Below are 19,366 nucleotides of genomic sequence, written 5' to 3'. Positions count from 1 at the left end.
CTCAACCCTTTTTCGAAGATGGTTTACGCGACCCGCTGCGCGTACGGCGCGGGCCACGACGGGCGGGCTGCTCACCGGCAGCCGCCTTTGCTCCTGCTCCAGCGCCTTTTTCACCAGAGCTTTCACTACGACGCTTGCGCGGCTGACGCTGTGGGCGCGGCTTGTCATCGGCAAGACCGAAGTCGATCTTGCGATCATCCATGTCCACCCGCGCCACTTGCACGGTCAGGCCATCCCCCAGGCGATAGGTGGTGCCGGTGCGCTCACCCTTGAGACGATGCTTCTCGGCTTCGTAGTGGTAGTAGTCGGAAGGCAGCGACGTGACGTGCACCAGCCCTTCCACGAAGAAGTCATCGAGACGCACGAAGAGCCCGAACTGGGTCACCGAGGCGATGGTGCCCTCAAAGGTTTCACCCAGCTTGTCCGACATGAACTCGCACTTGAGCCAGCTCTCCACGTCACGGGTGGCTTCGTCGGCCCGCCGCTCGGTCATGGAGCAGTGCTCGCCTAGCTCCAGCATCTGCTCGAAGGTATAAGGGCACCACTTGCTCGGCGGATCCACCGGCGCGCCCTCTACCCGCACCACGGTAGCGGTCTGGCGCGGCCCGCGAATCACCGAGCGAATGGCACGGTGCACCAGCAGGTCAGGATAGCGACGAATGGGCGACGTGAAGTGAGCGTAGGCCTGGTAAGCAAGGCCGAAGTGCCCCTCGTTCTGCGGCGAATAGACTGCCTGATTCATCGAGCGCAGCATCACGGTCTGGATGATGTCAGCATCCGGGCGGTCGGCAATCGCCTCCCGTAGCGCCTGATAATCCTGAGGCGTCGGCTCGTCGCCACCACCCAACGAAAGCCCCAGCTCACTCAGGAACAGGCGCAGCTTGTCGAGCCGCTCAGGCGTTGGACGCTCGTGGATACGATACAGCGCTGGCAGGTCGTGCTTGTCGAGGAAACGCGCCGTCGCCACGTTGGCGGCCAGCATGCACTCCTCGATCAGCTTATGGGCATCGTTACGGCTGCGCGGCACGATCTTCTCGATCTTGCGCTCTTCATTGAAGATGATCGCCGTTTCCGTGGTATCGAAGTCGATCGCCCCACGCTCTTCCCGGGCAGCGCGCAGCAGGCCATACAGCTCATGCAGGTTCTTGAGCGGCTTGACCAGCTCGGCGTGCTCCCGACGCAGCGCCTCCCCTTCTTCACTCTCGCCGTCCAGCATGGCCGCCACCTTGTTATAGGTGAGTCGGGCATGGGAATTCATCACGGCTTCATAGAAGGAGTAGCGGCTGATGGCACCGGTCCTGGAAATATTCATTTCGCACACCATCACCAGCCGGTCGACGTGCGGATTCAATGAACAAAGACCGTTGGAAAGCAGCTCGGGCAGCATGGGCACCACTTGCCCCGGGAAGTAGACCGAGTTGCCGCGGGTGCGCGCTTCGTTATCCAGCGCGGTACCAGGGCGCACATAATGAGAAACGTCGGCAATCGCGACGACCAGCTTCCAGCTACCGGACTTGGTCTTCCAGGCACACACCGCATCGTCGAAATCCTTGGCGGACTCGTCGTCGATGGTCACCAGCGGCAGGTCGCGCAGATCGACGCGGTGCTGCTTGTCGGCTTCCAGCACTTCAGCGGAGATTTCACTGATCTGATCCAATACCTCTGGCGGAAACTCGGCGGGAATGTCGTAGCTGCGGATGGCGATGTCGATTTCCATGCCGGGGTCCATACGCTCCCCCAGCACTTCGATCACTTCACCCACTGGCTGAACCCGAGTGGCGGGCTGCTGGACGATCCTGGCTGAGATCACCTGACCATCCTTGGCACCACCGCTGGCGGTGTGCGGGATGATCACCTCCTGGGTAATCCGCGGATTTTCGGGAATGAGAATCCCGAATTCCGGCGTATTGCTGCGGTATACGCCCACTATGGTCTCGGTATTGCGGGCAATCACTTCGGCGATCGTGGCTTCCTCTCGACCGCGACGGTCTCGCCCACTGACGCGCACCAGTACATGGTCTCCGTGGAAGACGCGACGCATCTGACGAGGCGGCAGCAGCAGGTCCGGCTTCTTGCCGTCATCACGCAGCACGAAGCCAAATCCATCCCGATGGCCCAGCACCTTGCCCTTGATCAGGTCGAGCTTGTCGATCAGGGCATAGGCGCCTCGGCGGTCGCGCAGCACCTGGCCGTCGCGCTCCATGGCCGCCATACGCCGACGCACCGCTTCCAGATGGTCTTCATCTTCGATGCCCAGCATGCGGCTCATGTTTTCATGGGTAATCGGCTTGCCATAGCTTTCCAGGGCAGCCAACAGGTATTCACGGCTAGGAGCCGGGTTATCGTAATTCTTCGCCTCGCGCTCGGCGTGCGGATCATCACTCAACGTCCAGTACTTCATGCGATCAACATCCTTGATAACGGTTGCGGGAGGCGAACAAAAAGCGCGGGCAGCGTGCACTGCGGGCGAAAGGCATGTGCGCCTCGAAGGGCGTCGTGTTCAACTAACGATGAGTTGAAATAAGTCATGTTTTGTTTGGTCATGGGCGCAGTATAGCGCCGCCCGTTCAATCACCCAACCACTTGGCGCTGCAAACCCCGGTTTTTTACATTAAAAAAATCACCCGAGGGCTTGCATTTAGCCACAGCCTCGGTATTATACGCGCCACTTGCCCAGATGGCGGAATTGGTAGACGCGCTAGCTTCAGGTGCTAGTGACCGTATGGTCGTGGAGGTTCAAGTCCTCTTCTGGGCACCAAACTGTTTCATGTTATCCCCTTTCATGAATCAGCACGGTGCGGCGGCAAGCAAAGCAGTGAAAGAAAGGCAGTACGTTTGTGTTCGCCCAGGTGGCGGAATTGGTAGACGCGCTAGCTTCAGGTGCTAGTGACCGCATGGTCGTGGAGGTTCAAGTCCTCTCCTGGGCACCATGCGAACACTGACGTAATGGCCGAATGTATTGTGAAAGCAGTACCGCAGTGAAAGAGTCGATACGCCCAGGTGGCGGAATTGGTAGACGCGCTAGCTTCAGGTGCTAGTGTCCGTACGGACGTGGAGGTTCAAGTCCTCTCCTGGGCACCATTGATGCCCCGTATCGCTCCTGCTTTCGTATTAGCCCCTCTGATGCATTTCTATCTGTTTACTGCCCCTCATTAGTCGCCCTGTTTTGGCGCACTCTCATCTGTATGCTTCTATTCTCTGATACCCTTTTGCTCTGATACTTTTTCTTCCCCACTATTTCTCTTCTGCCTGCCTTCTCTTCTGCCTGTCTATTTCATGTATATCGAGCCCATGCCGTTCGAGCATTGCCGTATCTGCGCTCAAGCGGCAGGCCAGGGCAACGCCTTGGCCTGCCAGCATGCAGCGTATCGTACTACTGGAACCGGCCTGGGCGACGAGATACCTCCTCCAGCGCCCACCCCTGGGTACGCAGCTCGCCTTCCAGCACGGCTTCAAGCTGGGGTGAGAGATTCGGGAAGAAGTTCAGCCCCGTGCGGGCTTCGATCTCATCGATGGTCACCAGGTAGTCGTTTAGCGGCTCATTGCCCTGCACGTCCTGGGGCATGATGAACGCCAGCGCCAGGGGCGCCTCATCATGGGGTGCCACGATGATCTTGTAAAAGGCTTCGGGTATTTCCACCCAGCCCACGCGGTTGAAGACGTTATCCATGAAGCGCTCGGGGTAGACCGGCCCGGTAATCACCTGCAAGCGCTCGAAACGCGGCGCAAAGTGATCCATGACGGAGGCTTCGAGCCGCTGCCAGAGCTGGCGATTCAGATTCGGCCGCTGGGGCAGCATGTTGCTCATCAAGAACGTGTCCACCTGCGCGCTGCGCCCATGCACGGCAGCAATGGCGTAGTTGGGCGCCAGATGTCCTCTGTCGTAGCCGCTGCCGGAATAGCTATCGGTACTCACCGGCCACAGCATGCGCCAGTCTGGCTGAAAATTGGGCCTGGGCCCAATGCGCATATCCTCAGGCACGGCCTCTACCTGGTAGCTGACCCACAAGGCCCCCACCCGTACATCCGACCACCCCACTAAAAAGCCATCGTTACGCAGTACACGGTGCAGGCTGGTAGGGTGCAATGTTTCCCAGGTGGGTACGCCCATCCAGGTATAAGCCTGCTGGTGCTGGCGCCCTTGATACTCCCACAAGCCCGTACCGACCAGCACGAACAGCACGGCAATGCCCAGGCGTCGCCCTTGACGACGCCAGCGCAAAAGTGATTTAGCCAACGGAGGACTCCCCTGCTATCTTTCAAGACGCCTTATCAGAGGGTGTTTTCAAACTACTGCGCTTGGCCATGCGGCGTTGAAATCAACCTCAAAATGCTCATTTACAGCCCGTAAACTCCGCTTTTTCGGCTGATTTCGCCTTGCCTGGCCGTCGCTCGTGACATTTGTAAACACCCTCTCAGCGGCGTTTCATCATTCGCTTCATTGGCTTTGCAAAGCCGGGGCGTTACCAACCAACGGAAAACATGGTTTCCAGGTCATGGCGTGAGTGAACCTGCATGGCGTTCAGCGTCTCGGTATCGCTGATGCCTTCCACGGCATTCAACCGCTCGGTCACCAGCTCGGCCAGACTTTCGAAATCGCGGGTGCGCGCAATGGCCACCAGATCGTAACGGCCGCAGGTGGAGTACACCTCACTGATACCTTCCACATCGGCCAGGCGTTCGGCCACGGCCTTGATCTGGCCTTTTTCGGTATTGATCAGGATGACTGCGCTTTGCATGGCGTCCTCGCAAATGAGTGGCGGTAAGATGAATACTGCACGACGCAGCGAGTATAGCAGCCTGCCCGGCGGGGCCAAGCCTTGCCGGCCAGCGTGGTCAATTGTCGCGCTTTTCATAAGGTTATTCGCACTAATTTTACGCTTGCGCTAGCATGTACTAGAGATCTCCAGCAGCGTTTCGCTGTCGGAGTTTTATAGAGGTGGCCCACCACCCGATCACCGTAGCACACCGTCAGACCGTGACGATAAGGAGACACCATGGCTAATCAGAGCCGTCGTAAGTTCATGCGTAACAGCGTGCTGGGGCTTGCTGCCCTGCCGTTTGGTGCGGGTATCCTGTCGAAAACTGCTTTTGCTCAGGAGCTGCCCCGTCTGGACCCGTCCTCACCGACGGCCCAGGCACTGAACTACGTTGAAAATGCCAGCGACGCCAGCGACCACCCGGCTTTCGAAGAGGGTGAACTGTGCTCCAACTGCATGTTTTTTGTGGAAGGCACCGAAGGCTGCCAGCTGTTCCCGGAAAGCAGTGTCGAGCCGGACGGCTGGTGCCAGTCCTGGACCGCACAAGGCTGATGCCCTGGACCCCGCGCTCGCCGCGGGGTCACTGTTTTCAGGGATGGCTTTCCTTGTTTTCTTCTTCTACCGGCCACTGGTAGCGGCGAGTCACCCGCCCTTCGTCCAGCGACACCAGGTGCACCGGAAACCCCCACAGCTGCTGAAGGTGACGAATCACCGGATACACGCTTCTGGCCAGCGGACGACGATGGTCCTGAACGTGATGCAGTGTCAGGGAACGATCCCCCCGAATGTCGGCCTCCACCACTTGAATATTGGGCTCGCGTACCGATAGCGCATACTGGGTCGATAGCGCTTCGCGCACCCGCCGATACCCCCGTTCGTCATGAATCGCCGCCACTTCCAACATTTCCGACTGGTCGTCGTCGACGATCATGAACAGCTTCAGGTCACGCATCACCTTGGGTGATAGAAACTGCTGAATGAACGACTCGTCCTTGAAGTTACGCATGGCGAACTCCAGCGTGGCTCGCCAGGGGCTGCCGGCAATGTCCGGAAACCATTCGCGATCTTCGGCGGTGGGGTCTTCGCAGATACGCTTGATATCCATGAACATCGCAAAGCCCAGCGCGTAGGGGTTCAGGCCGCTGTAGTAAGGGCTATCGAACCCAGGCTGATTGATGACCGCCGCGTGGGACTGCAGAAACTCCAGCATCAGCCCTTCGTCCACCTTGCCCTCGTCATAGAGCCGATTCATCAGGGTGTAGTGCCAGAAGCACGCCCAGCCCTCATTCATTACCTGGGTTTGCCGCTGAGGGTAGAAGTACTGCGCCAGCTTGCGCACGATGCGCACGATCTCCCGCTGCCAGGGGGCCAACAGCGGCGCGTTCTTCTCGATGAAGTAGAGCAGGTTCTCCTGGGGCTCCGAGGGGTAGCGCCCGCCACTGTGCAGCCCTAGCGGGTCATCGTCGCTGTGCAACGCCCCGGGTAGCGGCACAGCACCCGTCGGCGGCTCGGGAATGGTACGCCAGAGCATGTTGACCTGGGTTTGCAGGTAGGCCTCTCGCTCCTCCTGGCGCCTGGCCTCCTCCTCGGCCGACATGGGCGAAGGCCGCTTGTAACGGTCGACCCCGTAGTTCTGCAGGGCGTGGCAGGCATCCAGCAGTTGCTCCACGGCGTGGGAACCGTGGCGCTCTTCGCACTGGGCGATGTACTTGCGGGCAAATACCAGATAATCGACGATGGACTCGGCATCGGTCCAGGTACGAAACAGGTAGTTGCCCTTGAAGAAGGAGTTATGGCCGTAGCAGGCGTGGGCAATCACCAGCACCTGCATCATCAACGTGTTCTCCTCCATCAGGTAAGCGATACAGGGGTTGGAGTTGATCACCAACTCGTAGGCCAGGCCCATCTGGCCCCGCTTGTAGGCCTGTTCCACGGCCAGAAACTGCTTGCCAAACGACCAGTGGTGATAGCCCACCGGCATCCCCACGCTGGCGTAGGCATCCATCATCTGCTCAGTGGTGATCACTTCTATCTGATTGGGATAGGTATCCAGCCGATACTCGTCAGCCAGCCGCGCCAGCGCTTCGTCAAAGCGCTCCAGAATCCCGAAGTTCCAGTCGGAACCCGTCGCGATGGGGTTGCGGTCGACACTCATGGCCCACTCCTTAACGCGCGCTAGCGCTCCTGGCTCAAGCGGCGCTTGAACAACTCACGGAAGACGGGATAGATATCCCCGGTATTGACGATCTGGCGCATGGCAAAACGCTCGGGAAACTGGGCAGCCACGGTTTCATACTCATGCCACAGCGACTGATGATCATGGGGAGTGATCTCCACGTAGGCGTAATACTGCAGCTGCGGCATCAGCTGCTTGACCAGCAAGTCGCGGCAGATATTGGAGTCATCGTCCCAGTTGTCGCCGTCGGAGGCCTGGGCCACGTATAGATTCCACTGGCCTGCCGGGTAGCGCTTTTCGATGATCCTGTTTACCAGCGTCAGCGCGCTGGAGACGATGGTTCCGCCGGTTTCGCGGGAGTAGAAGAACTCCTCCTCGTTGACCTCCCGAGCGGCAGTATGGTGGCGCACGAACACCAGCTCGACCTTTTCGTAGTGCTTCTCCAGAAACAGGTAGAGCAGCAGGAAAAACCGCTTGGCGATATCCTTGTGGTTCTGGGTCATCGAGCCGGAAACGTCCATCACGCAAAACATCACCGCCTGGCTCGAGGGCTGTGGCTGGGCGGCAAGTTGGTGATAGCGCAGGTCGTAGGTATCGATGAACGGAATCGCCTCGATGCGCTTCTCCAGCCGCTCCACCTCGGCCTTGAGCTGCGCCACCCGGGCCGGGTTGCGCAGCACGGGGTCCTTGCGCTCTTCCGCCGCCAGCGCCTCTTCGGCCTCTTTCAAGGCCCGTTTGATGGGGGCGCGCATGGCAATGCGGCGGGCGTAGGCTTCGCGCATGGAGCGGGTAATGCTGATGCGCGAAGGCACGCCGTCACGGGCCAGCCCGGCCCGCACCATCTTGATCTCTTCCAGCGACTTCAAGGGCTTGCGCTGCAAGTGTGGCAGCTCCAGACCGTCGAAGACGAATTCCAGAAACTCCTCGCGGCTGAGGGTGAAGGCAAACTCGTCGTTGCCCTCCCCCTGGTTGGCCGCCCCGCCTTCTCCCGCGCCGCCACCGCCGCCGCCCTGCCCACCGGGGCGACGAATCTTGTCCCCCTGCAGAAACTCCTTGTTGCCGGGGGAAACGATGGTGCGGGCGCCGCCGCTGCCGTGCTGGAACACCGGCTCGGAGATATCCCTGGTTGGAATCGAGATTTTCTCGCCGCGCTCCATGTCGGTGATGGAGCGACGGTTCACGGCTTCCTCGACCGAACGCTTGATATGCTTGCGGTAACGCTCCAGAAAGCGCTGCCGATTGACCGCGCTCTTGTGCTTGGCGTTAGGTCTGCGATCAATGAAGTAGGTCATTCGACCTCCTTGATGCCTCAGGCGGGAGCGCTGAACATTCGCGCCCGCCCATCGTGAGGTTCACCCCCGTAACCGGCTGGCTACTGGGACTTGCGAACGCGCAGATACCACTCGGAAAGCAACCGCACCTGCTTTTCGGTATAGCCGCGGTCCACCATGCGCGCCACGAAATCCTCGTGTTTCTTCTGATCGGACCTGGATGCCTTGGCGTTGAACGAGATGACCGGCAAAAGCTCCTCGGTATTGGCAAACATCTTGTGCTCGATGACGCCCTTGAGCTTCTCGTAGGACTGCCAGCTAGGGTTCATGCCGTTGTTCTGCGCCCGCGCCCGCAGCACGAAGTTGACCACTTCATTACGGAAGTCCTTGGGATTGGAGATCCCGGCCGGTTTTTCGATCTTCTCCAGCTCTTCGTTCAGCGACTGGCGGTTCAACAGCTCGCCGGTTTCGGGGTCGCGGTACTCCTGATCCTGAATCCAGAAGTCGGCATAGGTCACATAGCGGTCGAAAATGTTCTGACCATACTCGCTGTAGGACTCCAGGTACGCGGTCTGAATCTCCTTGCCGATGAAATCCACGTAACGCGGGGCCAGAAACTCCTTGATGAAGCCCAGGTAGCGCTCGAACACCTCCGATGGCAGCTGCTCCCGCTCCAGCGCCTGCTCCAGCACGTACAGCAGATGGACCGGGTTGGCTGCCACTTCCTGGCTGTCGAAGTTGAACACCCGCGAAAGGATCTTGAAGGCAAAGCGGGTAGACAGCCCCTGCATGCCTTCATCGACGCCTGCCGCGTCGCGGTACTCCTGGATGGACTTGGCGCGGGGATCGGTATCCTTGAGGTTGTCGCCGTCATAGACCCGCATCTTGGAGTAGATACTGGAGTTTTCGGGCACTTTCAGCCGGGACAGCACGGAGAACTGGGCCAGCATGCGCAGCGTATCCGGGGCGCAAGGCGCGGCGTTCAGGGACGAGTCTTCCAGCAGTTTCTGGTAGATCTTGATCTCTTCGGAGACGCGCAGGCAGTAAGGCACCTTGACGATGTACACACGGTCGAGGAACGCCTCGTTATTGCGGTTGTTGCGGAAGGCCTGCCATTCGGATTCGTTGGAGTGGGCCAGAATGACGCCATCGAAGGGGATCGCGCCCATGCCTTCGGTGGGGTTGTAGTTCCCCTCCTGGGTGGCGGTCAGCAGCGGATGCAGCACCTTGATGGGTGCCTTGAACATCTCCACGAACTCCATCAGGCCCTGGTTGGCGCGGCACAGCCCGCCCGAGAAGCTGTAGGCGTCCGGGTCGTCCTGGGAGTAGAGCTCCAGCTGGCGGATATCCACCTTGCCCACCAGCGAGGAGATATCCTGGTTGTTCTCGTCACCGGGCTCGGTCTTGGAGATGGCGATCTGGTTCAAGCGCGACGGATAGAGCCGCACCACGCGGAATTGGGAGATATCACCACCGTACTCCTTCAAGCGCTTGGCGGCCCAGGGTGACATGACGCTGCGCAAGTAGCGGCTGGCAATACCGTACTCCTGCTCCAGCAGCTTGCCGTCCTCTTCCGGTGAAAACAGCCCCAGCGGGGATTCGTACACCGGCGAGCCCTTGATGGCGTAAAACGGGATACGCTCCATGAGCAGCTTCAAACGCTCGGCCAGCGACGATTTACCGCCGCCCACCGGCCCCAGCAGGTAGAGAATCTGCTTGCGCTCTTCCAGGCCCTGGGCGGCGTGGCGGAAGTAGGCCACGATCTGCTCGATGGCCTCTTCCATGCCGTGAAATTCGGCAAACGCGGGGTAACGGCGAATCACCTTGTTGGAAAAGATACGTGACAGACGCGGGTCTTTCGCCGTGTCGATCACCTCAGGCTCGCCTATGGCTTCCAGCATGCGCTCGGCGGCGCTGGCATACACCTTGGGATCACGGCGGCATAGCGCCAGATACTCCTCCAGGCTCATGTCCTCTTGCTGAACGCGGGCAAAACGGTCTTGAACGTGATCAAAGATGCTCATGGAACTCTCCTGTGGCCCATCCCCGGCAGCCATCGCCTGACCCAAACCCCCAGGCCGCCTGCCGTGCGAAGTGTCGCTCTATCAGCGTAGTCAGCATTAGCAAAATGTGATGACGAAACCTTCAACGCAGCGCAACGATCCGCGTCTTATATGGCTATGAGCAAAGGCGAGGCAAAATAGTTGCGTTGAAAACACCGGGCTGACAAGAATCCTCTCCAACAACGCAACGCGCCGCCTGAGCAGGCGGCGCGACGACCACAACCGGGCCTTGCTGGCGGCTTACTCCAGCACGGATTTGACGTCGGCCAGCAGCTGGTCCAGCAGCTCGATGGTAGTGTTCCAGGCGCACACGAAGCGAGCGCCGCCCGCACCAATGAAGGTATAAAAGGTCCATCCGCGCGCTTTCAACGCTTCGATGGCTTGCGGAGGCAATTCAACGAAAACGCTGTTGGCTTCGGTGGGGAACATCAGCGAGACGCCAGGCAGCGCCTGCAACCCTTCCGACAGATAGCGGGCCATGGCGTTGGCGTGCTCGGCATTGGTCAACCAGGCGCCGCTTTCCAGCAGGCCCAGCCAGGGCGCCGAGACATAGCGCATCTTGGAGGCGAGCTGGCCCGCCTGCTTGCAGCGGTAGGAGAAATCCTCGGCCAGTTCCCGGTTGAAAAACAGGATGGCTTCGCCAAACGCCAGGCCGTTCTTTGTGCCTGAAAAGCACAGCGCATCCACCCCAACCTGCCAGGTCAGCTCGGCCGGTGACGCCTTCAGGCTGGCGCAGGCATTGGCAAAGCGCGCGCCATCCATATGCAGGCGCAGGTCATGCTTGTCGGCCATGGCGCGAATCGCCAACAGCTCTTCACGGGAGTAGACCGTACCCACTTCGGTGGCTTGGGTCAGCGACACGACCTTGGGTTTGGGGTAGTGGATATCGCTACGCTTGGTGACCAGCGCCTCGATCCCTTGGGGAGTCAGCTTGCCATTGGCACCCGGGGAGGTGAGCAGCTTGGCCCCGTTGGAGAAGAACTCCGGACCGCCACACTCGTCGGTTTCGATGTGGGCCAACTCATGACAAATCACGCTGTGGTAGCTGCGCCCCATCGCGGAAAGCGCCAGTGAATTGGCAGCGGTGCCGTTGAACACGAAGAACACATCGCAATCGTAGTCGAACATCTCACGAAAGCGGTCGGCGGCACGGGCAGTCCAGCGGTCGTTGCCGTAGGCCAGGTCATCGGCCTGATTGGCTTCCAGCAGGTACTGCATCGCTTCCGGGCAAATACCCGAGGTGTTGTCACTGGCTAAAAATCGTGGGGTACACTCCGAGGGCATGACGATTATCCTTTTTCTCTGGCGGTCGTGCAGCGCAGGCCGGGTGCCACCTGCGCCTTAATTCCCTAACAGGGCTTAGTCGTTAGGGTTGACCTTCAGTCTATCGTCATTTGAGCATTAACGTCACGCGCTCAATGCCGCTACAGCGTGGCAGCCAGACGGGTGCCCTGGTCAATCGCCCGCTTGGCATCCAGCTCGGCCGCTTCGTCTGCGCCACCAATCACATGCACGCGTTTGCCCGCCTGCTCCAGAGGCGCCAGCAGGTCCCGCACCGACTCCTGACCCGCGCACACCACAATGGTGTCCACCGCCAGCACCTGCGGCTCTTCGCCTTGGCGAACATGCAGCCCGGCATCGTCGATTTTCAGGTACTCGCAGCCGGTCAGGGTACGCACCCCACGCTGTTTAAGCGACGCACGATGCACCCAGCCCGAGGTCTTGCCCAGGTTTTTACCCGGCTTGGAGCTTTTGCGCTGCAACATCACGATGCTGCGTGGCGAGACGGGCGGTGTGGGGGCTCTCAGCCCGCCTGGCTCACTCACCGTGAGGTCCACGCCCCACTCTTCACACCAGGACTGCAGATCCAGGGCCGGGTGGCCATGATGCGCCAGCAGTTCCGACACATCGAAGCCGATACCTCCGGCACCAATCACGGCCACCCGGCGGCCCACGCGCTCGGGCTGCGCGATGGCTTCGGCGTAACTCAACACACTGGGATGGTCGGCGCCGGGCAGGGTCAGCTCGCGGGGCGTCACGCCGGTGGCCAGCACCACGTCGTCGAAGGCAGCCAGCGCCTCCAGCGTGGCCTCGGTATTCAAGCGCACCTCCACGCCGTGCTTCTCAAGCATGACGCGGAAGTAGCGCAGCGTTTCGTTGAACTCTTCCTTGCCCGGAATCTTGCGCGCAAAGTTGAACTGCCCGCCAAGCTCGCTGCGCCGTTCGAACAGCACCACCCGATGACCTCGGCGGGCGGCTTCCACGGCGGTGGCAAGCCCGGCAGGCCCACCGCCGACCACGGCCACTCGCTTGGGAGACTCGGCAGCCACCAAAGGCAGTTCGGTTTCGTGGCATGCACGCGGATTGACCAGGCAAGAGGTCAGCTTGCCCATGAAGGTATGGTCGAGGCACGCCTGATTACAGGCGATACAGGTATTGATCTCTTCGGCCTTGTCGGCCTCGGCCTTCTGCACCCATTCAGGGTCTGCCAGGAAAGGCCGCGCCATGGAGACCATGTCCGCGTGCCCTGACGCCAGCAGACGCTCGGCCACATCGGGCATATTGATGCGGTTGGTGGTGATCAGCGGGATCGACAGCGCGCTGCGAATCCGTTTGGTCACCTCGCTGAAGGCTGCGCGAGGCACGCTAGTGACGATGGTGGGCACCCGCGCTTCGTGCCAGCCAATGCCGGTATTGATCAGGTTGGCGCCCGCCGCTTCGATGGCCTGGCCAAGCTGCACGACCTCTTCCCAGGTGCTGCCCTCCTCCACCAGGTCGATCATCGACAGCCGGAAGATGATCAGGAAGCGGTTGCCCACGGCTTCACGAACGCGTCTGACGATCTCCACCGCAAAGCGTATACGCCCTGCGAAGTCACCGCCCCACTCATCGTCCCGGTGGTTGGTGCGGCGACAAATGAACTGATTGATCAGGTACCCCTCGGAGCCCATCACTTCGACCCCATCGTAGCCCGCCTGCTGGGCCAGCGTGGCACAGCGCACGTAGTCGGCAATTTGCTGCTCGACCTCGTCGCTGGTCAGCGCACGGGGCACGAACGGATTGATGGGTGCCTGCAACGCCGAAGGCGCCACCAGCTCAGGGGAGTAAGCGTAGCGACCGGCGTGCAGAATCTGCATGCACAGATGTCCGCCCGCCTGGTGAACGGCATCCACCACCTGGCGGTGCTCTTCGAGCTGGCTGGCCTCGGTGAGCGCATGTGCCCCTTGGAACACCGCACCCTCGGCATTCGGCGCAATGCCGCCAGTGACGATCAAGCTGACCCCCGCCCGCGCCCGCTCGGCATAGAACGCCGCCAAACGTGCAAAGCCGTTGGGGGCCTCTTCCAGGTTGGTGTGCATGGAGCCCATCAGCACCCGGTTGGGCAGCGTCAGGTGGCCCACGGTCAAGGGGCGAAAAAGGTGCGGATAAGCGTGCATCACGGCGCTCCTTTGGAGTTGTTAGAAAGACAAGCCTCTCATATTCAAACAAGCGTATGACATAGTTCCTTCGGCGTACAGCCTTTTACCACCGTTGCCCCCTTGCTCATCATGGAAAAGCACGTCACATTAACCGGCTAACGATAAGGGATTGTTTTAAGGGAATGCGCTATGCCATTGATCTACTTCTTGCCCCCACTGGCCACCGTGCTGATCTGGTCGGGGAACATGACCATCAACCAGTTGACGGTCGGCGCGATTGCGCCCAGCAGCATCGCCTTCTTACGCTGGCTGCTGGCGCTGGCGGTCATGACCCCTTTCGTGCTGCCTGCGGTATTGCGTCACCGCGACGAGATTCGCCGCAACTGGCTGAAGCTGGCGCTGCTTGGGCTGCTGGGCATGGGCCTGTGGCAGGGGCTTGCCTACGTGGCAGCCGAAACCACCACCGCCACCAACATGGGCATTCTGGCGGCCATGGTACCCCTGCTGACGGTGCTGCTCAGCGCGCTGATTCTGCGTGAGCCCCCCACGCTGGGCGGCGTGGCGGGCGGCGTACTGGCCTTCATTGGCGTGACGGTACTGCTGGGGCGAGGCAACCCGCTGTCGCTGCTGCAACTCCAGGTGGCCCAGGGCGATGCACTGATGGTGGTGGCGGCCACCTGCTATGCGCTGTACGGCGTCATGTTGAAACGCTGGGCCATGAACCTTCCTCCTTGGGTAATGCTCTATGCCCAGGTCTGTTTTGCCGTGCTGTTCCTGCTACCACCGTACCTGATGGGTCCCATGACCCCAGTCGATAGTAGCAACGTCTGGCTGATTCTCTACGCGGGCATTCCGGCCTCGGTGATCACGACCTTCCTGTGGATGCGGGCCGTCCGTCAAATCGGGGCCAACCAGTCGAGTATTTTCATCAATCTGATGCCGCTGTTCAGCGCTCTGATTGCCATGGCGTTTTTGGGTGAGCGGGTGGCGGGCTTCCACTTCATTGGCGGACTGCTGATCCTGGCAGGCGTGATCATGGCGCAGACCTTGACCCGCCCCCTGGTCAGCCGCGTGGCGGCCGGTAAAACGAGCAACGCCCAGCAATGATACAATGGGCTAACATCATTCGCTGAATGGGAACCCCTGACCTATGTCCCTGGAAGAACTGCACCTTAATCTGCGTAACCTGAGTAGCGACGATTACGAACAACTGAAGTCGCTGATGGACGCGGTGTATCATGATATTGGTGGCGCCTGGCCCGAGCACACCATCGCCAAGCTGATCCAGGAGTTTCCTGATGGCCAGATTGCCATCGAAGACGACGGCGTGCTGGTGGGCGTGGCCTTGACGGTACAAGTGGATTACGACGAGTTCTCCAACCCACACAAGTACGACGACCTGATCGGCCATCGGGAAATCATTCTCAACAACCCCGACGGCGACGCCATGTACGGGCTGGATGTCCTGATCCACCCCGACTACCGTGGCTACCGCTTGGGCCGCCGTTTGTACGAAGCGCGCAAGGAGCTGTGCCGCTCCCACAACCTGCGCGCCATTCTCGCCGGCGGGCGCATTCCCGAGTATCACCAGCATGCTGGCGAGCTGACCCCGGCCCAGTACATCGACAAGGTCTCCCGCAAGGAGATCTACGACCCGATCCTCTCCTTCCAGTTGGCCAACGACTTTCAGGTCAAGCGCCTACTGCGCAAGTACCTGCCCGAGGACGAGCAGTCGCGCGGCTACGCCACTCTGCTGGAGTGGAACAACATCCTCTTCGAACCCGCCGACAGCGTGCTGGATACCCGCCCGACGCAGGTTCGTGTGGGGGGCAGTCCAGTGGCAAATGCGTGAGTTTGCCTCGGTGGAAGCAGCGCTTCAGCAGATCGAGTATTTCGTCGATGCGCTCTCGGATTACCAAAGTGATTTTGCCGTTTTCCCGGAGCTGTTCACCACGCCGCTGATGGGCCTGCAGGATCGCGCCGCCCAGAAAGACCAGACCGCCGCCATCCGTTTTTTGGCGGGCTTCACCGACCGTTTCAAGAGCGAGCTGTCGCGGATGGCGGTGTCCTACAACATCAATATCGTCGGCGGTTCGATGATCGAGGTGGGCGAGGATGATCGCCTCTACAATGTGGCTTACCTGTTCCATCGGGACGGCGAGGTGGAGAAACAGTCCAAGCTGCATATCACCCCGCAGGAACGGCGCGACTGGGTGATCGAAGGCGGCGACGACCTGCAGGTGTTCGAAACCGATGCCGGCCGTGTCGGCATCCTGATCTGCTACGACGTGGAGTTCCCGGAGCTGGGGCGCCTGCTGGCCGACCAGGACATGGATATTCTGTTCGTGCCGTTCTGGGTCGACACCAAAAATGGCTACCTGCGTGTGCGCCACTGCGCTCAGGCACGGGCTATCGAGAACGAGTGCTACGTGGTCATCTGCGGAAGCGTCGGCAACCTGCCGTCCATCGAGAACCTGGATATCCAGTATGCCCAGTCGGCGGTGTTCACCCCCTCCGACTTTGCCTTCCCCCATGACGCGGTGCTGGCCGAAACCACGCCCAATACCGAGATGATCATCTTCTCGGACCTGGATTTGACCCGCCTGACCGTAGTGCGTGCAGAAGGCTCGGTGACCAACCTCAAGGACCGCCGCAAGGATCTCTTCGACCTGCGCTGGCGGGACTGGTCGCTGAAGTCCGGCGCCAAACGGGAAGAGTAAGCCCCCGGCCGCCGTGATGGCTGGATAAAAAAAGCCGCTCCCTCGAGAGAACCTCAGGGAGCGGCTTTTTATTGAACATCCTGCTTAGCGTCGCAACTGGCATGAGATGCCAAAACGGCTGCGCTAATCCGGCCATACCAGATGGGCAGGCACCCTGCCCTTGGCATCGAACACCACGCCCTCGTCACGCAACTTCTGGTGCTGGCGCGCCGCGCCGCCATGGTCGGCCAGCGTCAGCGATGCCGCAATCACGCGGTGCCAGGGCACCTGGTGCCCCTCGGGCAAGTGTCGCATGGCAGACCCCACCATGCGCGGCGTGGCCCCTTCGGTCATGCTGGCCACGCGCCCATAAGTGGTCACCCGTCCCGCCGGGATCTGATCGACGATGGTATAGATCTGTTCCAACAGCTCGGGACGCGGCATGGCTACCTCGAATGCGGGATCTCCAAGGTGAGATGGCTTACAGGCCATCCACCAGTTGATTAATGGCCTGGAAGGCTTCTTTCAGTGCGCTATCACGCTGGGCGTCGCCCATGTTGAGGCCTTCCGCAAACACCACGTCCACATCGCTGATGCCCATCAGGCCCAGCATGGTTTTCAGGTGCGGGGTCTGGCTATCGAACTCGGTGCCAGCGTATTGACCACCCCGGGCCGCGAGGATGATGGCGCGCTTACCTTCCAGCAGCCCCTGCGGGCCATTTTCAGTATAGCGGAACGTTTCACCAGCGCGCAGCACGCGGTCGAACCACGCCTTCAGCTGCGAAGGAATCCCGAGGTTGTACATCGGCACCGCCAGCACCAGTACGTCGTGGGAACGCAGCTCGGCCAGCAGTTCATCGGAGCGGGCCGCCAGTGCTTGTTGGGCGTCGCTGCGCTCGTCAGCCGGGGTTTGCCATGCGCCCAGCTCTTCGATGTCCAGGTGGGGCAGCGCATTGGCCACCACGTCGCGGTGGCTGACCTCCACGCCGCCACGGGCAGCGGCCTGCTGCTGAAAATGGTTCGCCAGCGCATTGGACTGGCCGTTTTCACCCAGAACGGAAGACGTGACTAACAGAGTACGAGTTGCCATCGTAAGATTCCTTGCCAAAAATTAAAGAGATGGCGCTATTCTAAGGCGCTTTCCAATAAGCAAAAGCGCAACGTTTTCCGCCGTTCATTCGACAAAATCGAATCGTGCTCCATAAAATAAAGGTTCTACGCAGACTCGCGTGAATCAATTGGCCTCCCACAGGGTGATTCAGGCAAGGTGCTTGCTCAGGTTGTGGGAGGGAGCTTCAGCTCGCGATGATTCCAGCACCCAGCTTGATAGGGGTGCCTGCTCAGACAGTCGCCCAATGAAATTGGCCTCCCACAATCCGCCATCAACAAGGTTCATCGCACTTTTCCGGGAATGGCTTCACTGTCTCGCTAGAATGCAATGACCTTAAAAAAAGCCCCGCTCCGTGGCCATGGCGGCAACACGGGCGGGGCGTTTTCATGACGCGGTTACGGCTTTTTAGGCCAGGCCTTGGGGTCCACCTTGTTGGCCAGTTTGGGGAACTGGCTGGGGTCGAACACCGGCTCCTTGCCCGCCTTCAACTGCGCGTCGTAATCCTTGAACAGAGCAAAGGCAATGGGCGACAGCATCAGAATGGCCACCAGGTTGATGATCGCCATCATGCCCATGGAAAGGTCGGCAAAATTCCAGATGGCTCCCAGGCTGGCCACCGAGCCCACCATGATCATGCCCAGCACGGCCAGACGATACAGCATCACCGCCAGCGGTGCCCGGCGGCCAGCCAGGTATTCGATGTTGGACTCACCGTAGGAGTAGTTGGCAATCACGGACGTAAACGCAAACAGCAGAATCGCTACCGCAATGAACATGCCGCCCCACTCGCCCACATGGCTGGAGAGCGCCATCTGCGTCAGCTGGATGCCGTTGCTCTCCTCGCTGGCCAGCAGTTCCGGGCCCGCCATGATGATGATGGCCGCCGTGGCGGTACAGATCACCAGCGTATCCAGGAAGACCCCCAGCATCTGAATGAACCCTTGGGCCGCCGGATGATCCGGCCGGGTGCTGGCCGTGGCCGCCGCGTTGGGAGCAGAGCCCATGCCCGCCTCGTTGGAGAACAGACCGCGCTGAATACCGTTGATGATGGCCTGGGAAATGGCATAGCCCATGGCCCCGCCTGCGGCCTGCTCGATGCCGAAGGCGCTCTGCACGATAGTCAGCAGCGCGGCGGGCAGGTCGGCGATATTCAGGGCCACCACCACCAGTGCCAACACCAGATACAGCAAGGCCATCAGCGGCACGACCAGCTCGGCCACCTTGGCAATCGACTTCAAGCCGCCAAAGATGATCGGCGCCACGACGGCCATCAGCACCAGGCCCATGGCCCAGGTGGGAATGGCAAACGCCTGCTCCATGGCCTGGGCAATGGAGTTGGCCTGCACGCTATTGAAGGCCAGGCCGAAAGCAATGATCAAACAGATCGAAAACAGCACCGCCAGCCAGCGCAGCCCAAGGCCACGCTCGATATAGCGAGCCGGGCCGCCACGGAAGGTGTTGTCGCCGTGGTCGGTCTTGTAGGCCTGCGCCAGCGTGGACTCCACGAAACTGGTCGCCATGCCGACCATGGCGGTCATCCACATCCAGAAAATGGCCCCTGGGCCACCGAAGTAAATGGCGACCGCCACCCCGGCCAGGTTACCCGTTCCCACCCGAGCCGCCAGGCTGGTCGAGAGCGCTTGAAAGGAGGAGATCCCGCCATTGGACTGCCGCGAGGTACGCAGCAGTTTGAACATGTGGCCAAAATAGCGAATCTGAATTCCCCGTGTCATCACGGTAAAATAGAGACCTGCTCCAATCAGCAGATAAATCAGTACGCTGCCCCATAACAGCCCGTTGCTGCGATCCACGACCGCCGTCAACAGGGATGAAAGTGTCGCATCCATGGTTAATCGACCTTGATTGA

General features: G+C 60.4%; 13 protein-coding genes, 3 tRNA genes and 1 pseudogene. 6 read left to right on the top strand and 11 right to left on the bottom strand.

Annotated elements, in window-relative coordinates; genetic code table 11:
* Nucleotide 1 precedes the first annotated feature (1 nt).
* The gene (rnr, locus tag HSS18214_RS0117420; RefSeq protein ID WP_016916552.1) at nt 2–2,401 is read right to left on the bottom strand and encodes a ribonuclease R; all 2,400 of its coding nucleotides are present in this window, start codon (nt 2,399–2,401) and stop codon (nt 2–4) included.
* A gap of 270 nt (nt 2,402–2,671) precedes the next feature.
* Here rnr and HSS18214_RS0117415 point away from each other — a divergent pair.
* The 3 genes from HSS18214_RS0117415 (at nt 2,672) to HSS18214_RS0117405 (ending at nt 3,081) form a co-directional block, all read left to right on the top strand.
* Nucleotides 2,672–2,758 (top strand) — tRNA-Leu (locus tag HSS18214_RS0117415).
* Between the two features lie 85 nt (nt 2,759–2,843).
* Nucleotides 2,844–2,930: transfer RNA gene (locus HSS18214_RS0117410), tRNA-Leu, on the top strand.
* Nucleotides 2,931–2,994: 64 nt separating this feature from the next.
* Nucleotides 2,995–3,081, top strand: a tRNA-Leu gene (locus tag HSS18214_RS0117405).
* A gap of 292 nt (nt 3,082–3,373) precedes the next feature.
* On the opposite strand, the gene HSS18214_RS0117400 is transcribed toward HSS18214_RS0117405, so the two are convergent.
* Nucleotides 3,374–4,237, bottom strand: a complete 864-nt coding sequence (locus tag HSS18214_RS0117400) for a DNA/RNA non-specific endonuclease (protein ID WP_230478394.1) — start codon at nt 4,235–4,237, stop codon at nt 3,374–3,376.
* A 226-nt stretch (nt 4,238–4,463) separates the two neighbouring features.
* Nucleotides 4,464–4,739, bottom strand: a complete 276-nt coding sequence (locus tag HSS18214_RS0117395) for an Lrp/AsnC family transcriptional regulator (RefSeq protein ID WP_026002022.1) — start codon at nt 4,737–4,739, stop codon at nt 4,464–4,466.
* Nucleotides 4,740–4,997: 258 nt separating this feature from the next.
* Between HSS18214_RS0117395 and HSS18214_RS0117390 the strand changes: the two genes are divergently transcribed.
* Nucleotides 4,998–5,312, top strand: coding sequence for a high-potential iron-sulfur protein (locus HSS18214_RS0117390; protein WP_016916549.1), 315 nt, complete (start codon nt 4,998–5,000; stop codon nt 5,310–5,312).
* 37 nt (nt 5,313–5,349) lie between these two features.
* Here HSS18214_RS0117390 and HSS18214_RS0117385 read toward each other — a convergent pair whose 3' ends face one another.
* From HSS18214_RS0117385 to HSS18214_RS0117365, 5 genes are all read right to left on the bottom strand, one after another.
* Nucleotides 5,350–6,915 carry a SpoVR family protein gene (locus HSS18214_RS0117385; RefSeq protein WP_016916548.1) on the bottom strand — a complete coding sequence of 522 codons (1,566 nt, stop codon included), beginning with the start codon at nt 6,913–6,915 and terminating at the stop codon, nt 5,350–5,352.
* A 20-nt stretch (nt 6,916–6,935) separates the two neighbouring features.
* Nucleotides 6,936–8,228 (bottom strand): YeaH/YhbH family protein, encoded by a 1,293-nt coding sequence (locus HSS18214_RS0117380; protein ID WP_016916547.1) that lies wholly within the window; start codon nt 8,226–8,228, stop codon nt 6,936–6,938.
* An 80-nt stretch (nt 8,229–8,308) separates the two neighbouring features.
* Nucleotides 8,309–10,231: a PrkA family serine protein kinase gene (locus HSS18214_RS0117375; protein ID WP_016916546.1), complete on the bottom strand. Its 1,923-nt coding sequence runs from the start codon at nt 10,229–10,231 to the stop codon at nt 8,309–8,311.
* A 279-nt stretch (nt 10,232–10,510) separates the two neighbouring features.
* A complete protein-coding gene (locus tag HSS18214_RS0117370) occupies nt 10,511–11,554 on the bottom strand; it encodes a threonine aldolase family protein (RefSeq protein WP_016916545.1) in 1,044 nt (347 codons plus the stop codon).
* Nucleotides 11,555–11,694: 140 nt separating this feature from the next.
* Nucleotides 11,695–13,707: an NADPH-dependent 2,4-dienoyl-CoA reductase gene (locus HSS18214_RS0117365; RefSeq protein WP_016916544.1), complete on the bottom strand. Its 2,013-nt coding sequence runs from the start codon at nt 13,705–13,707 to the stop codon at nt 11,695–11,697.
* Between the two features lie 171 nt (nt 13,708–13,878).
* Here HSS18214_RS0117365 and HSS18214_RS0117360 point away from each other — a divergent pair, with 171 nt between their 5' ends.
* Nucleotides 13,879–14,796 carry a DMT family transporter gene (locus HSS18214_RS0117360; protein ID WP_016916543.1) on the top strand — a complete coding sequence of 306 codons (918 nt, stop codon included), beginning with the start codon at nt 13,879–13,881 and terminating at the stop codon, nt 14,794–14,796.
* 43 nt (nt 14,797–14,839) lie between these two features.
* Nucleotides 14,840–16,409, top strand: a pseudogene (locus tag HSS18214_RS18430) (GNAT family N-acetyltransferase).
* Between the two features lie 123 nt (nt 16,410–16,532).
* Here the strand turns inward: HSS18214_RS18430 and HSS18214_RS0117350 are convergent.
* From HSS18214_RS0117350 to HSS18214_RS0117340, 3 genes are all read right to left on the bottom strand, one after another.
* The gene (locus HSS18214_RS0117350; RefSeq protein WP_016916542.1) at nt 16,533–16,832 is read right to left on the bottom strand and encodes an MGMT family protein; all 300 of its coding nucleotides are present in this window, start codon (nt 16,830–16,832) and stop codon (nt 16,533–16,535) included.
* Nucleotides 16,833–16,869: 37 nt separating this feature from the next.
* A complete protein-coding gene (locus HSS18214_RS0117345) occupies nt 16,870–17,478 on the bottom strand; it encodes an FMN-dependent NADH-azoreductase (protein ID WP_016916541.1) in 609 nt (202 codons plus the stop codon).
* A gap of 416 nt (nt 17,479–17,894) precedes the next feature.
* Nucleotides 17,895–19,346 (bottom strand): alanine/glycine:cation symporter family protein, encoded by a 1,452-nt coding sequence (locus HSS18214_RS0117340; protein WP_016916540.1) that lies wholly within the window; start codon nt 19,344–19,346, stop codon nt 17,895–17,897.
* Between the last annotated feature and the right edge of the window lie 20 nt (nt 19,347–19,366).

Source organism: Vreelandella stevensii S18214 (assembly GCF_000275725.1).
In the GTDB taxonomy this organism is placed as follows: Bacteria; Pseudomonadota; Gammaproteobacteria; order Pseudomonadales; family Halomonadaceae; genus Vreelandella; species Vreelandella stevensii.
Note: the sequence above shows the minus strand (reverse complement) of the source record. Positions and strands in the feature narration are given on the sequence as shown.